The 13,341-nt window shown below is 69.2% G+C and carries 14 protein-coding genes; 5 read left to right on the forward strand and 9 right to left on the reverse strand.

The window, feature by feature from the left end; all coding sequences use genetic code 11:
- Positions 1–167: 167 nt before the first annotated feature.
- On the forward strand, positions 168–1,877 hold the full coding sequence (locus tag ACIP9D_RS00260; protein ID WP_350876911.1) for a hypothetical protein: 1,710 nt from the start codon (positions 168–170) through the stop codon (positions 1,875–1,877).
- Positions 1,878–2,003: 126 nt separating this feature from the next.
- On the opposite strand, the gene ACIP9D_RS00265 is transcribed toward ACIP9D_RS00260, so the two are convergent.
- Together ACIP9D_RS00265 and ACIP9D_RS00270 are read right to left on the reverse strand one after the other, a co-directional pair.
- Positions 2,004–2,831, reverse strand: coding sequence for an SAM-dependent methyltransferase (locus ACIP9D_RS00265; RefSeq protein ID WP_350876999.1), 828 nt, complete (start codon positions 2,829–2,831; stop codon positions 2,004–2,006).
- 231 nt (positions 2,832–3,062) lie between these two features.
- Complete coding sequence (locus tag ACIP9D_RS00270; RefSeq protein ID WP_350876914.1) at positions 3,063–3,644, reverse strand: TetR/AcrR family transcriptional regulator; 582 nt, start codon at positions 3,642–3,644, stop codon at positions 3,063–3,065.
- Positions 3,645–3,709: 65 nt separating this feature from the next.
- On the opposite strand from ACIP9D_RS00270, the gene ACIP9D_RS00275 reads away from it, so the two are divergent.
- Both ACIP9D_RS00275 and ACIP9D_RS00280 read left to right on the forward strand, forming a co-directional pair.
- Positions 3,710–4,720: a hypothetical protein gene (locus tag ACIP9D_RS00275; protein WP_350876916.1), complete on the forward strand. Its 1,011-nt coding sequence runs from the start codon at positions 3,710–3,712 to the stop codon at positions 4,718–4,720.
- Positions 4,721–4,824: 104 nt separating this feature from the next.
- Positions 4,825–5,328: a hypothetical protein gene (locus ACIP9D_RS00280; RefSeq protein ID WP_350876918.1), complete on the forward strand. Its 504-nt coding sequence runs from the start codon at positions 4,825–4,827 to the stop codon at positions 5,326–5,328.
- Positions 5,329–5,547: 219 nt separating this feature from the next.
- Here the strand turns inward: ACIP9D_RS00280 and ACIP9D_RS00285 are convergent, their stop codons facing one another.
- On the reverse strand, positions 5,548–6,642 hold the full coding sequence (locus ACIP9D_RS00285; protein ID WP_350876920.1) for a winged helix DNA-binding domain-containing protein: 1,095 nt from the start codon (positions 6,640–6,642) through the stop codon (positions 5,548–5,550).
- A gap of 272 nt (positions 6,643–6,914) precedes the next feature.
- Here ACIP9D_RS00285 and ACIP9D_RS00290 point away from each other — a divergent pair, with 272 nt between their 5' ends.
- A complete protein-coding gene (locus ACIP9D_RS00290) occupies positions 6,915–7,865 on the forward strand; it encodes a cation diffusion facilitator family transporter (RefSeq protein ID WP_350876922.1) in 951 nt (316 codons plus the stop codon).
- A 462-nt stretch (positions 7,866–8,327) separates the two neighbouring features.
- Here the strand turns inward: ACIP9D_RS00290 and ACIP9D_RS00295 are convergent, their stop codons facing one another.
- The 6 genes from ACIP9D_RS00295 to ACIP9D_RS00320 form a co-directional block, all read right to left on the reverse strand.
- Positions 8,328–9,074: an ABC transporter permease gene (locus tag ACIP9D_RS00295; protein ID WP_350876924.1), complete on the reverse strand. Its 747-nt coding sequence runs from the start codon at positions 9,072–9,074 to the stop codon at positions 8,328–8,330.
- Positions 9,071–9,829 (reverse strand): ATP-binding cassette domain-containing protein, encoded by a 759-nt coding sequence (locus ACIP9D_RS00300; protein WP_350876926.1) that lies wholly within the window; start codon positions 9,827–9,829, stop codon positions 9,071–9,073. Before ACIP9D_RS00300 ends, ACIP9D_RS00295 begins: the two co-directional genes overlap by 4 nt.
- 125 nt (positions 9,830–9,954) lie before the next feature.
- Positions 9,955–10,485, reverse strand: coding sequence for an EXLDI protein (locus tag ACIP9D_RS00305; protein ID WP_350876928.1), 531 nt, complete (start codon positions 10,483–10,485; stop codon positions 9,955–9,957).
- 57 nt (positions 10,486–10,542) lie between these two features.
- Complete coding sequence (locus tag ACIP9D_RS00310; RefSeq protein ID WP_350876930.1) at positions 10,543–10,869, reverse strand: DUF1048 domain-containing protein; 327 nt, start codon at positions 10,867–10,869, stop codon at positions 10,543–10,545.
- A gap of 1 nt (position 10,870) precedes the next feature.
- A complete protein-coding gene (locus ACIP9D_RS00315) occupies positions 10,871–11,227 on the reverse strand; it encodes a DUF1048 domain-containing protein (RefSeq protein WP_350876931.1) in 357 nt (118 codons plus the stop codon).
- A complete protein-coding gene (locus ACIP9D_RS00320) occupies positions 11,224–11,550 on the reverse strand; it encodes a PadR family transcriptional regulator (protein WP_350876933.1) in 327 nt (108 codons plus the stop codon). Before ACIP9D_RS00320 ends, ACIP9D_RS00315 begins: the two co-directional genes overlap by 4 nt.
- Positions 11,551–12,363: 813 nt before the next feature.
- Here ACIP9D_RS00320 and ACIP9D_RS00325 point away from each other — a divergent pair.
- Complete coding sequence (locus tag ACIP9D_RS00325; protein ID WP_350876935.1) at positions 12,364–12,489, forward strand: hypothetical protein; 126 nt, start codon at positions 12,364–12,366, stop codon at positions 12,487–12,489.
- Positions 12,490–13,341 lie beyond the last annotated feature (852 nt).

Below are 13,341 nucleotides of genomic sequence, written 5' to 3' on the forward strand. Positions count from 1 at the left end.
CGTGGTATCGCAGATCTCCAATGCGGCCGGCAACCTTGTAGCATGCGGCGGACGACGGCCGGCAGCCGGAGCGCGGCTCTGGTACGACTCGACGGGCGGCACCGCCGGGTCGGGCGGCCGCGGCGCCGGTCAGGCCGGGGCCGAGGTGAGAGAGGAACCTGCTCGGCGTGTTCCAGGAACCGGACCACATTCGGATGACCGGCGGAAAGTCAATTGGCGGGGCGTCAGGCGCCGGGCCGCCGGAGGCGTGGGACGCGGACCTGGCCAAGGCGATGCGGCACGTTGCCGTGCTGCGCACCGGGTTCTACGTTGTCGTGCTGCTGATCGCGCTCGGTGGCCAGGTGTCCGGGGCGATGGAAGGGCTCGGCATGCCGTGGTACGTCGCCCTTCCCGCGGTCGGGGCGTTGGAGCTGGGCGGCATCGTGGTGCTGGCGAACGCTGACGTACGCCGTCGGCTAGGCGAAAGGGCAATGCTGTCCCGGGTGCTGTCGGCCGGCATCGCCGCCGCCGCGGTCGCCTTCAACTGGCTGGCTCACAGTAACCACCTCGAAGGCGGTTTCTACGCGGGCATGTCGCTGCTCGGTTATCTGGTGTGGCTGATGAGCAGCGAGAATCAGCGGCGGGACCGGCTGCGCGCCAGGCAACAGCTGCCACCCACGACGCCGGGGTACGAACCGGTCGGGCACTGGTTGCGACACCCGTGGCTGACCCGCCGCGCCCGCTCGTTGGCCAAGGCCGATCCCGGCCTGGGGCTGTACGGTTCGCTCGACGCGGCCCGCGCGCAGATTCGCGCCGAGCGGCGGCAGGCGGCGCTCAGCAGGGTGTTGCGCCGCAAGATCGGCCGAGCACTGGACGCCACTACCGCGGACATCGCCGTGGCGGTGTACGACCTCGACGAGATCGCCCGACGGTTGGCCGAGCAGGCGGACTACGACGGGCTCACCGCGCTGATCGCCGCCGATCTGGCACCTGCGCGGGTGCTGGCCGGAAACCTGCCGGCTGGCGGCCGCCGCCGGCGGTGGCGTCGGGCCGGCCACCCCGACCCCGTCGCACTAGCCTCGGCCGCGCGGCTGCTCGCCAACGCCCCGGAGCGGCTGCTCGCCGACGCCCCCGAGACGCTCATGGACGCGGCTCCCGTAGCCCCTGCGGCGGACGGGACCTTCGGCGGCTCAGCGCGGCCAGAGTCAGCCGGGGACGGCGTTGAGCAGGCGGGAGATGGTGACGAGCGACCGGGATCGGAGCGGTCCCGGGCGGTGACGCCGGACCGTAGCGACCGGCAGTTCGAACGGTCCGAAGGTACGGGCCAGCTCACCTCGACCACGGATCAGCCCGACCCGCCCCCCGCCTCCGACTGGGCGGCGCTGCACGCGGAACTCGCCCCGCTCCTGCCGGCAGCTGCACCGCGCCGAACGCCGCGCAACACAACAGGCCGCTCGGCCACCAGCCGGGCGGAATCGCCGTCGACCACGGACGCGGCAGCCTCCGTCGCGGGGCCGGCCGACACCGCGCCGCCGGCAACGACCCGCCGCGTGGCACCGATGCCGCGAACCGCCGCGACGGGACGAGCAGGCGTCGCCCGAGTCGCCGACGGAGCGGGCGACCCGGGCCCGATCACGGACGTCACGCGAGAGCTACCCCTGGTGGCCGGGCGGGACCTGCCGGATCTGGTGAACACCGCGGCGATCCGCACCACACCACCCGTCGCGGCCTCCGACGCGGCGGAGAAGGCCACCGAGCACCGATCAGCGTCGCGAGGACGGCAGGCCCCGGTGAGACGACGGAAACCCGCGACCGAACTCCGAGACCGTCCCGCGTCGGTCGAACAGCCAGTCGACCGAGACCGGTCGACCCTGACGGAAAGATCCTCGACGGCCTGATAAACAAATACTTCCAGACCGCGTAGCTGAAGCCGAGGAGGTGTGTCTGGCTTCCCCGCGGCGCTTGATCATGAAGGTTCGCGCTCCTGCGGGTCGGCCCCACTTAGAGTCCTGCTATGACCGGCTCTAGCGCTTGCGGCCTACCCCGCCGAAGGCGTCGATGTCGGCGGGCCCGTCGACCTCGTCGTCGGGTCGCCACTGCGGGCACGGTACGACGCCCGGCTCCACCAGTTCCAGGCCCTCGAAGAACCCGGCGATCTGGTCGGGCGAGCGCAGCGTGTACGGGGTCGCCCCAGTGTCGTTGTAGTTCTCCTGCGCCTGCTGCATTTCCGGGCTGATCAGGCTGGTGCCGTCGTTGAGTGAGAGGAAACTGCCGCTCGGCAGCGGCGCCAGCAGTTGCCGCGTGATCGACCGGGCCGTCTCGTAGTCGGGCACGTGGCCCATAACGCCGCTGAGGATGAGTCCGATCGGCTGCTGGAAGTCGAGCGTCTTGCCGGCCTCGGCGATGACTGCGGCCGGGTCGTACAGGTCGGCGTCGAGGTAGGCGGTCTTGCCCTCGGCCGTGCTGACCAGCAGCGCGCGGGCGTGCACCAGCACCAGCGGGTCGCTGTCGACGTAGACGATCCGCGCTTCCGGCACGATCCGCTGCGCCACCTCGTGGGTGTTGTTGGCCGTCGGCAGCCCCGTGCCGACGTCGAGGAACTGGCGGACGCCCGCCTCACCGGCGAGGAACGTGATCGAGCGGACCAGGAACTGACGGGAGGCGCGGGCGACGTCGACGACGCCGGGGAAAACCTGTCGATACTGGTCGCCGGCCTCGCGGTCGACCGCGAAGTTGTCCTTGCCGCCGAGCCAGTAGTTCCAGATCCGCGCCGAATGCGGCACCGACGTGTCGATCTTCTGCTGCACGTCGACGTTGCCGGCCTCAGGCCAGCCGGACGCCTGCGAGTCCATGGTCACGACGAACCCCTCATTTCGACTGCGTACGCGAATCCGTCGCGGACAGCGATATCGGGGAAGTAGCCGCCCGCAGTCGTGCCACGGTATAGAAGGCAGGAAATTTACGCCACCACCCGGGCACTCCATCGCTCCTCAGACGGTGGCCGAGACGGGTATGCCCAAAGATGACGCACCAGGCTCTGACGTCAGCGTCGAGTGGCGGGTGATCGCGTTCGACGTGGGTGTTCAGGCGCGGCCGCGTACGAGCGGCAGGAAGACCTCGTCGACGATTTCGATGAGTACCTCGTCGGGGACCGAGGGGATGCCGCGCATCGCGTACTCGGCTCTTAACAGCATGATTGGCGTCGTCGCGACCCGGTGGTGCGCGGCTGCCGCCGGCGCCTCGCCCCGGGCCGCGGCCCGTTCGAGCATCGCGAGCCAGACGCGGTCCATGGCGTCCGCGCCGGATCGCTCGCGCATCAGGGTGAGTAGCTCCGGGTCGTCGGCCGCGGCGGCGAGGAGGCCCCGTAGCACCGCTCCGTGCGGCGAGGACCACGTCTCGTTCGCCAGCCGCAGCATCTCGAGCGCGTCGCCCCGCAGGGTGCCCGTGTCCGGATTGGGCAACGCGGCGTCGGACAGGTGGCGGTACGCCGCGATGCCCAGTGCCGCCCGATGCGGCCACCGGCGGTAGATGGCGTTCTTATTGGTCCCGGCCCGGGCGGCGACCCGGTCCATGGTCATCCCCGCGTAGCCGGACTCGCGCAGTTCCTCCGCTGCCGCGTGCAGGATCGCCCGCTCCAGTTCCTCGCCCCGGCGCCTCGTGCTCATGTTTTGTAGGGTACTGGACGTACCTTGTAAGGTACGCGAAGTACCTTACGAGCGAGGAGGACTCGATGCGCGTCTTCGGCATGAACTACGACACCGGTTTCGTGAGCGCCGGGTCCACGACCCACGAGCCGTTCGACCCCGAGACCGTGCGGCGCGACCTGCGCGTCATCCGTGAGGAGTTGCACTGCGACGCGGTGCGCATCACCGGCGGCGTCCAGGACCGGCTCGAGCTGACCGCGCGACTCGCCTCCGAAGCCGGGCTCGAGGTGTGGTACTGCCCGTTCACCAACGGCCTCGACCGCAACGGACTCATGGCGTTCGTGCTCGACGGCGCCGAGCGGGCCGAGCGGCTGCGGCGCCGTGGGTCCTCGGTCGTGTACCTCACGGGCTCCGAGATCTCCCTGTTCACCGATGGCTTCCTGCCCGGCGGTGACCTAGCCGAGCGCATGGCGCTGTTCACCGATCCAATGCGGATGCGGGAGGCGGTTCCGGTCGCGCGCGCAGCGGTTCGCGACTTTCTCGCCGAGGTGGTGCCTGCGGTGCGGGAGCGGTTCGGCGGCCTCGTCGGCTACGCGTCGATCCCGCTGGAGGACGTCGACTGGGCGCCGTTCGACATCATCGCCAGCGACGCAAGCTACCGCGACGCGACCAACGCCGGAGCGTTCCCGCAAACCCTGGCGGCGGCGGTGGGGCAGGGCAAGCCGTACGCCGCGACCGAGTTCGGCTGCTGCACGTTCCGCGGCGCGGCCGACGTCGCGGGAGGGGCGGAACCGGTGACGTACGACGAGCATGGCCGCGCCGCGAAGCTCACCGCGGGGCTGGAGCGTGACGAGGAGGGCCAGGCCCGCTACGTTGTGGACCTGCTGCGCGACTACGAGGCCGGCGGGGTGGAGGCGGCGTTCGTATACACGTTCGCGAACCGGCACCTACCGACCACCGGCGACCCGGAGCACGACTACGACCTGGCCGCGCGCGGGATCGTGCGGGTACTGCCTGACGGTTCGTGGAGGCCGAAGGCCGCGTTCCACGCCCTGGCCGAATACGGCCGCACGCGCGCGCAGGCCCTCGCGAAGTAGTCGCGCGACCTTCATCCCGCACCTCGGCCCCGCAGTACTCGTGGTCAGCGATGCGGGCGGCGTACGCTCCCGGTGTCTCGGAGCTCGACAGATGGGAAGTCTCCGTGCGTCGCTGGACGGCCATCCTGACCCTGATCGTGCTGCTCGCCGGGTGCGGTGGAGGCGGACAGGCCGACCCGCAAGCTCCAGCGCCGGTTTGGCAGAGCGCCGCGCCGACCACCCCTGCCGCGCTGACGCCTGCTGAGGCGAAGAGCCGCTACCTGGCGAGCGTGGCGCCGTACAACACCGCGTTGGAAGAGCTGGAGGACGCGGTCAACGCCGGGAAGCCGTGGCGGACGGTCCGTACGCTGGCCGCCAACGTGGCCCGGACGAACGCGGCGCACGCGGTTGAGCTGCGCGAGACGGTCTGGCCGGCGAAGGTCCGGGCGCCGATGGACGCACTCCTCAAGGAGAACGACGTCGCGTTACGGCATTGGCGGCGAGCCGGCGAATCGGCGGACGCCGACGCGCTGATGCGGGAGATCCGCGCAGCAGCGGCGAGCAGTGGAGCCAAGGAGGCCGGCAGAGTCCGCACCGCGCTCGGGCTGCCCGCCTACCGGGAAGGCTGACCGCCTGCTGCCCCGATCGAGACCGTTGCTCGGGCGCCGTGCGCAGCGGTTCTCCGCCGCGCTCGCCTGCTGCGCGGTCGCGGCGATCGCCGTCGTGGTCCCGGCGCTGGTCACGGCCGCGCTGCTGATCGTCATCCTGCTGGCGCTCAACGGGTACGAGGCCTTCGGTCGTGCGGACTCACCGGCCGCTGCCGCTCCTGCGCCTGCCCCGGGCACGGCTCACCAGCGGGAATTGAACCGCACGTCGCGGCGTACGGCGTCGGGCGCGGCGAACGCGAGCAACCGCTCGCCCTCCTCGGTCAGGTCGTGCACGTCGCGGGTGGGGATCTGGAACAGCGGCCGCACGACCAGCGTAACCGCGCCCTTGCGCCGGGTGATCTGCCAAATGGCCCGGACGAACCCGTCGACCAACACCGTCCCCGGGATGATGCCGGGCACGCCGAACACGTCGCGGCGGTCCCGGTCCTCCATGATCCGTCTGGTGTCGTCGTGGGAGACCACGATCGCGTCGAAGTCGGCGACGTAGCGCACCGGCGCCGGAGTGTCCGGGTGCGGCAGCGGGGCATCGGGCAGGTCGAGCAGCTCGGTGCCGTCCTCGTCGCGGTAGGCGACCAGCCGGCCGCCGAGCCGCTCGGTCACCTCGCGCAGCCCGCTGAGCCCCGACCAGGCCTGCATGTCCTGCACCGTCGCGGGGCCGAACGCCGCCAGATACCGCAGCACCAGGTCGTCCAGAGTGGTCCCCGGGCCGCCGCCGGCGCCCAGCCAGTGCTCGGCGCTGGTGTACGCGGGCTGCCCGACCGCGCCCCACAGCCCGTGCGGAGGCACCTGTACCAGCGGCACGCCCGCGCGCACCGCCGCGCCGAGCGCAGCGGGCTCGACGTCGGGCCAGCGTGCGCTGAGCTCCGCGCCGAGCTCCTTGATGGTGCGCGGCCGCTCCTCGACGAGGGCCCGTCCCGCGGCGGCAACCCGGCCGGGATCGGCTCCGCGCAGCCGCTCGCGCCCCGACGGGCTTAGGTGACGGTCCTGCACCGCCAGCAGAAGCGGCAGGATGTCCGTGGCGTCGCGGGCGCTGACCAGGTGCGGCGTGGCCCGCATCAGCGCGGTACGGACAGCCGCGCGGGAGGTGAGCAGTGCCGACAGGTCCTCGATCTGGAACCGCTGCAGCCGCGTCCACAGCCCGAGGTAGGGCGGGTTCGGCGCCTGGGCGGGAAGGCCCATGAGGTGCTCGATCGCCTCCAGCGAGCCCAGCGGCGAGCGCTCCAGCAGCAGCTGCCGCGCAAGCAGGGCACGATTGAGATCGCGGCGGGTCAGCATACGTGGATCATTTCACGGGGGCGTCGCCTGATGTCCCACCACGGGGCGCCTTCCCCGTCGACCGAGCCGGCGGCATGCTCCACGAGTAAACGCATGCCGCTTGAGCTGCGCGGATGGCCTTCCGACACCCGCACGGCGGACGGGAGAACCCGCGGAGAGAATGGGCCAACTCGCCCAAAGACAAAGGCGCCCGTGCTGTCAGCCGTGGGCCGTCACGAAATGACTCGATGGTCTTGCCCGCCCGGCCGACTCCCGGCCCATAGCCTGGCTTCATGACCGAATCGGACGGGCAGTCGCAGAGCGTCCGCACGGTGATCGTGGCCGGTTCCGTCAACGTCGCTGTCGCCCTGGCCAAGGTGGTTGCCGGTCTGCTCTCGGGTTCGGCGGCCGTGCTGTCGGAAGCCGCGCATTCCTTCGCCGACACCACGACCGAGGTGCTGCTGTTCGTGGCGCTGCGTCGTGGGGGCCGCCGGGCCGACCCCGCGCGCCCTTTCGGCTACGGCCGGGAGAGTTACATCTGGGCCCTCCTCGCCGCGGTCTTCACCTTCGTCAGCGGCGCCGGCTTCTCCATCACCCACGGCGTGCACGTCATCGCATCGGGCAAGGAGACGGGAGATTACCTCGTCTCATACGCGGTGCTGGTCGTCTCGTTCGTCCTGGAGTCGGTGTCCCTGATACGGACGGTGCGGCAGGTACGGCGCCGGGCCAAGCGCTGGGGCATCAGTCCAGCTAGGGTCCTGCGGCGCACGCCCAACACCGCGATCAAGGCGGTGTTCCTGGAGGACATCGCCGCCCTGATCGGTCTGGGGTTGGCCGGAGCGGGCCTGGGGCTCGCCGAGCTGACCGGTGACCCGCTTTGGGATGGCCTCGCATCGGTCGCCATCGGTGTACTGCTCCTCGTGGTGGCCACCATTCTGGCCCGCAACAACCTCGCCCTGCTCGTCGGCCGGCCAGCAAGGGAGCCGATTCAGGACGAGATTCGCCGGGAATTGGCCGCCCTGCCAAACGTGCGAGGCATCGTGGAGCTGCTGACCCTGCAGCTCGGTCCCGACGACATTCTCGTTGTTGCGAAGATCGACTTTGCCGACCAGGTCAGGGCCGCCGACGTCGAGGACGTGGCCGACGAGGCCAGACGACGGCTCACCGCGCGTAACCCGGCGATCCGGTTCGTCTTCCTCAACCCCACACGCACCGCCACGGGCCCGGAGACGCCCCCGCCATGATCCAGAACGCCCCCGCCGCGGCCGGGAACACCTCTGCCACCAGGTCATTCGCAGGCTGACGAACTCGCCGAGCGCCGCGGCCGTCCTGCCCCTCATCTCGCAGGACGGCACGCTGCACATCCTCGCGCCAGACGCACCACTCACGTCGTCATCCTGCCCACACGCACTCCCCCATGTGCGGCGGGCATCATCGGGAGCGCGCGGGGCCGCAGCGACGTGGCCGTCAACGCCGAGGGCAGCCAACCCGAGGATGACAGCATCGATCGGAACGGAAAGCGGAACGGGCATCGGGTTGAGGCCGAACTGGACTCCCGGCGAGTCGGTAGCACAAGCCATTAGCAAGCCATACGAGGACGGTCGCGACGTTCCGCGCGTGGGGAGTGGGACGGGCAACAACGATCGCGTGGCCTCGGTGGGCTGGGTGGTGATCAGCTGGGCGGAGGTGTCTAGGTCGATCGTGGTTCAGGCGATTTTGCGTCGGTAGGCGGCGATCGCGAACGCGTACGCGATGACCAGGATGCCCGCGCACCAGCCGAGAGCGACCCAGATGTCGTTGCCGACCGGCTGTCGCTCGAAGAGCGAGCGGATGGCGTTGACGATCGCGGTGACCGGCTGGTTCTCGGCGAAGGCGCGTACCGGGCCGGGCATCGTGCCGGTCGGGACGAAGGCCGAGCTGACGAATGGCAGGAACACCAGCGGGTAGGAGAAGGCGCTCGCGCCGTCGGGGGTGGACGCGGTCAGGCCCGGGATCACGGCCAGCCAGGTCAGGGCGAGAGTGAACAGGGCGAGGATCCCGGCTACGGCGAGCCAGGCGAGGATCCCGGCCGACGAGCGGAAGCCCATCACCAGCCCGACCAGCATGATGACCACGACCGAGATGGCGTTGGACACCAGCGAGGTCAGCACGTGCCCCCACAGCACCGACGACCGGGCGATCGGCATCGAGTGGAACCGTTCGAAGATGCCGCTCTTCATGTCCGTGAAGAGCCGGAACGCCGTGTACGAGATGCCGCTGGCGATCGCGATCAGCAGGACGCCGGGCATCAGATAGTTGGTGTAGTTGCCGCTGCCCGACTGGATGGCGCCACCGAACACGTATCTGAACAGCAGCAGGAACGCGATGGGCATGATCGTGACCGTGATGATGGTGTCCATGCTGCGGGTCACGTGTTTGATCGAGCGGCCGAGCATGATCGTGACGTCGTTCATCGTTTGCCCACAATCGCGAGGAAGATCTCTTCGAGGGTCGGTTGCCGTTCGATGTACTCCACCTTGGCCGGTGGCAGCAGTTCTCGCAGCTGTGCGAGGGTGCCGGAGACGATGATGGTGCCGTCGTGCAGGATGGCGATCCGGTCGGCGAGCTTCTCGGCCTCGTCCAGGTACTGCGTGGTCAGCAGGATGGTCGTGCCGCTGTGCGCGAGCTTCTGGATCACTCCCCACACCTCGAGGCGGCCCTCCGGGTCGAGGCCGGTGGTCGGCTCGTCGAGGAAGATGATCGGCGGGTCGCCGATCAGGCTCATAGCGATGTCGAGCCGGCGTCGCATGCCACCGGAGTAGGTCGCCACCCGCCGGCCGCCTGCGTCGGCCAGGCCGAACCGTTCGAGCAGGTCGTCGGCGATCGTGCGGGGATTGCCGACCCGTCGCAGCCGGCCGACCAGGACCAGGTTCTCCCGGCCGGTGAGGATCTCGTCGACCGCGGCGAACTGGCCGGTCAGGCTGATCGACTCGCGCACCCGCACTTGCTCGGCGGCGACGTCGAAGCCGTTGACGCTGGCCGTGCCGCCGTCCGGCTTGAGCAGCGTGGACAGGATGCGCACGATGGTGGTCTTGCCGGCGCCGTTGGAGCCGAGCAGCGCGAAGATGCTGCCTCGCGCAACCTCGAGGTCGACGCCCTTGAGCACCTGCACGTCTTTGTAGGACTTCTGCAACCCGCTCACCCGGATCGCCGGACTCTCTGTTGTCATGTGTCGCCTTCCTTGGGCTGGGCGTGGGTCATCGCCGGGCGGCCGCTGTGGGCTCGTCCGTGATGTTGGGACGTGTGTGATCGCCGGGCGAGCCGGTGGCTCGTCCGCGGTCCGTCAGGGGTGGATCAGATGTCGAGGTCCTCGATGGTCGGCTCGTCAACGGCGTCGAGAACCAGTTCGTACAGCTGGGCCGGAATGATCTCGCGCAGCGCGTCGAGGTCGTCGGCGATGCGCAGGTTCGAGTCGGCGGGGATGCGCGTCCAGGACTGGTTGGCACTCCAGTCGCCGACCCAGGCACGCCAGCCGGTGCGGTACTTCTCGGCGTTCGGTCCGGTGTTCACGTGCGCCTCGGAACGTTCGAGGTGGACCACGTACTTGTCGGTGCGGGTGCGGTAGACCCGATAGGTCTCGTCGCGCTCGTTGCCGGTCAGCTCCAGCTCGGCCAGCAGCATGCCGGAGAAGCGCTGTCTGCGGCCGAGCCCGGGGCCGACTCGCACGATGACCTCGTCGAATCCCTGTTGCCGTCCCTGCTCGATCTCGACGTAGCGGCGCAGCGCGGAGGCGATGGCCGCCGACAGGGTGCCGCCGGCGAGTTCCTGGGCCCGCTGGAACAGCGGCAGGTCGTCGTCGGACACGTAGATCGTTTTGTTGGGCATGACTCGACTATACGCACACCTATACGTATAGACAATGAGCGGCGACGGAGGCAGACCCTACCGCTGGTCAGCGCCGGAATTCCTACCGATGGAGTCCTGATAAACGTCCGCGTAGGTGGGCGTGTCCTTGATCAGATCGTCGGCGAAGGCGGCGACGTCGCTGCCGATGAGTTCCAGCACTCCTTTGCCGGCCGTGACGCCCTCCTCGAAGAAGTCGACGATCCCGGCGAGCAGGTTTCCGTCCGCCAGGTCGACGGGTCCGACCTTGAACAGGTATCTCTGCATCTCCTTGTAGACGATTTGGTAGTCCGGAGGGAGTGCCTTGACCCGAGCCATGTGCGCCCGCCACTGCCTCTTGCCCTCGATGATGTCCTGGATGCCCACGTCAGCCTCCCAGCCGGCCCAGTTTGCGTGCGACGGTCTTGTTCAACTGCTCGCGCCAGCGATCGCGAAAGGTCCCGGCTCCCGACCCACCAGCCAGCGCCGCGCAGAAGCCGGGGATGTCGTCACCGAGCACCTCCTGGACGCTCTGGCCGTCAGCCGACGCCTCCTCGAGCAGCCCCAGGGCGGCGTCGGCGATCGGCGTCAGGTTGCGACCGGTGAAGTCCCCATAGGCGAAAAGCTGACCCACCATTTGGTTCCACGCCGCGTGATAATCGGCCGGCAATGCCTGCGCCCGCGCCTCGAACGCCTTCCAATCTCTGGTGAGATCGCTGCCGGTGATGGTCTCCCAGAAGTTCATCTTCCGCCCTCCTTCAGCTTGTCGATGCGTGATGAGACGTACTGCCATTTCGTCCAGAACGTCGCGAGTTCGTCGCGGCCGGCATCGTTGAGCGTGTAGAACTTGCGCGGCGGGCCCACTTCGGACGGTCGCTTCGTCACGTCGACAAGACCGTTCCTCTCCAGCCGCAGCAGGATGGTGTATACCGTCCCGTCGATGACGTCGACGAAGCCGAGGTCGTTCAGCCGGCGGGTGATGGCCCACCCGTACGTCTCCTCGCGGCCGATGATCTCGAGCACGCACCCCTCGAGCGTGCCCTTGAGCATCTCCGTCAGATCTTCCATCGCACCCCCTCTCCTCTCCGGCGACATCTCGGTACCTCGTGCTACCAGGTACCGGTACACAGTAACACCGGATACCGGTATGCGGTAGTGCCGAGTACCGGCCGGAGGTCAGAGCCAGTTGCGGCGTTCGACGCTGTGGCGCAGGGCCCCGCCGACGGCGACCAGCCAGCGCGCTCATGACGGGCGGCCGGAACGCCGCTCGTCGATGTCCGTCGAATGCACCGCAGCGAAGCTCGGCGACGGCCGCGTGACCTCTTCGCTGCGGTGACCACTTAGCCGGGCTGCACCCAGTCTGCCCCCAACGCAGGGCCGAGCCGCCCCAGCCCGGTCGTTACCGCTTGACCTGCTCGCACTCCCCCACCAGGCCAGATAGACAGCAGTTGCCGTCTGGTCAAAGTTGTTGAGCACTCCGTGGGAAACAGGGTCGCTGCACCGACCCTGACCTGCGTGAACAAGAAGCCGCAGGCAGGATCGGGTGCAGTTGAGCGCCCTTCGATGGTGTTCGTCGTCGTCGCCGGGGTCGTCGTCATGGGCTGGGTTGAGTGCCTGAAACTCCAGGATGCGGGGCCTAGCCCGTCGCTGGGCCCTGCACGTACGCCCTCGACCAGTCCTGGCATATCGCGTTCCTGTTCATCAGCGCGGTGATCATCACGCTCTGGACAGTGGGCACAGCGAAGCCCCGGCACCTTGAGGTGCCGGGGTTCGCTGTGGCTGTGCCACGCAGAGGTCGGTTCAGGCGGGAATGACGCCTCGACCGTCGGGTACGCGAGCATCGCCACGGGTGATCCGACGTGCGCGAGAAGGGAGCCCGCGATGAAGGGCAAGATCCTGACAGGGTTGAAGAAGAAAGCGCGGCAGATCATGGTGACCCGCCGCGGCAGGAACAACGTGATCACCAAGCCGGGCAAGGCGACAAGGCCCGGCAGGCGCTATCAGTGAGAGCGTGACCCGGCCCGCGGGACGGTCGGGCGCCAGCGGGGCGCGCTGCCAATTACTGCGAGAAAGCGTGTCGGGGCGGTTCGTACCCGCGGCAACACCCGGGCAGGTCAGAACGGGATGATGGGCCCGCCGCCGGCGAGGCCGCCGTACAACCCGGGCTGCCCGGTGAGCACGCTGCACCCGCTGTCGACGGCGACTCGCTTCGTTGAGCGCCGCCGCGACGAAGCCCGTCCAGAAGTGGGCAGCGCAGGTCCTCAACGCGTCCAACCTGCCGATCTACGTCGTGCTGGTCATCTTTTCCCCTGGCTTCAGATGACGCGTGACGTTCCGCCAAGCGCTGGTTCGAGGCCGCGAGTCCGAACCTCCGCGAGCTACGCGACGATGATCCTGTGGACGAACAGCCCGTCTTTGCCGACCCGTGGTGGGACCTACGCCGAGGTGGCCCAACCGAACACCAACAACGGGAAGCACTGAACGCCGAACTTCTGACCGAGGTGGCCGCCGGGCACCCCCTACACAACCAACCCGTCGCGGTCATCGGGAGGTCCGGGGCCTCAGACGACGTCGTTGTGGAACTGGCCTCTGGGGGCTGGGCGCGCGTCCACCTCACCTGGAAACGCGCGGCCGAGCGACCACCCTGGCCCAACACCACCTTCTACAGCACGGTCATGGCCCTCGAAGAGGCCATCCACGAGCCAGACTGGTAAAGACTGGGCCCCGCCGGGCCGAACGCCACTCTGCCTCCATCCCCCGGACAGGTGCCAAGACTGCGGCGTCCGCTCGGGGCCGAGGGTGGCCGTAGGCCATCGGCGTGCCGACGCGCAGCGCCCCTGACGCCGAGCGGGTGGCGTT

The organism is Micromonospora sp. NPDC093243, assembly GCF_044753725.1.
In the GTDB taxonomy this organism is placed as follows: Bacteria; Actinomycetota; Actinomycetes; order Mycobacteriales; family Micromonosporaceae; genus Micromonospora.

Coding starts and splice junctions, on each gene's coding strand:
- ACIP9D_RS00265 (WP_350876999.1), bottom strand. CDS start 2,831: ATGGACTCGCAGGCGTCCGGCTGGCCTGAGGCCGGCAACGTCGACGTG.
- ACIP9D_RS00270 (WP_350876914.1), bottom strand. CDS start 3,644: ATGAGCACGAGGCGCCGGGGCGAGGAACTGGAGCGGGCGATCCTGCAC.
- ACIP9D_RS00275 (WP_350876916.1), top strand. CDS start 3,710: ATGCGCGTCTTCGGCATGAACTACGACACCGGTTTCGTGAGCGCCGGG.
- ACIP9D_RS00285 (WP_350876920.1), bottom strand. CDS start 6,642: ATGCTGACCCGCCGCGATCTCAATCGTGCCCTGCTTGCGCGGCAGCTG.
- ACIP9D_RS00290 (WP_350876922.1), top strand. CDS start 6,915: ATGACCGAATCGGACGGGCAGTCGCAGAGCGTCCGCACGGTGATCGTG.
- ACIP9D_RS00295 (WP_350876924.1), bottom strand. CDS start 9,074: ATGAACGACGTCACGATCATGCTCGGCCGCTCGATCAAACACGTGACC.
- ACIP9D_RS00300 (WP_350876926.1), bottom strand. CDS start 9,829: ATGACAACAGAGAGTCCGGCGATCCGGGTGAGCGGGTTGCAGAAGTCC.
- ACIP9D_RS00305 (WP_350876928.1), bottom strand. CDS start 10,485: ATGCCCAACAAAACGATCTACGTGTCCGACGACGACCTGCCGCTGTTC.
- ACIP9D_RS00315 (WP_350876931.1), bottom strand. CDS start 11,227: ATGAACTTCTGGGAGACCATCACCGGCAGCGATCTCACCAGAGATTGG.
- ACIP9D_RS00320 (WP_350876933.1), bottom strand. CDS start 11,550: ATGGAAGATCTGACGGAGATGCTCAAGGGCACGCTCGAGGGGTGCGTG.
- ACIP9D_RS00325 (WP_350876935.1), top strand. CDS start 12,364: ATGAAGGGCAAGATCCTGACAGGGTTGAAGAAGAAAGCGCGGCAGATC.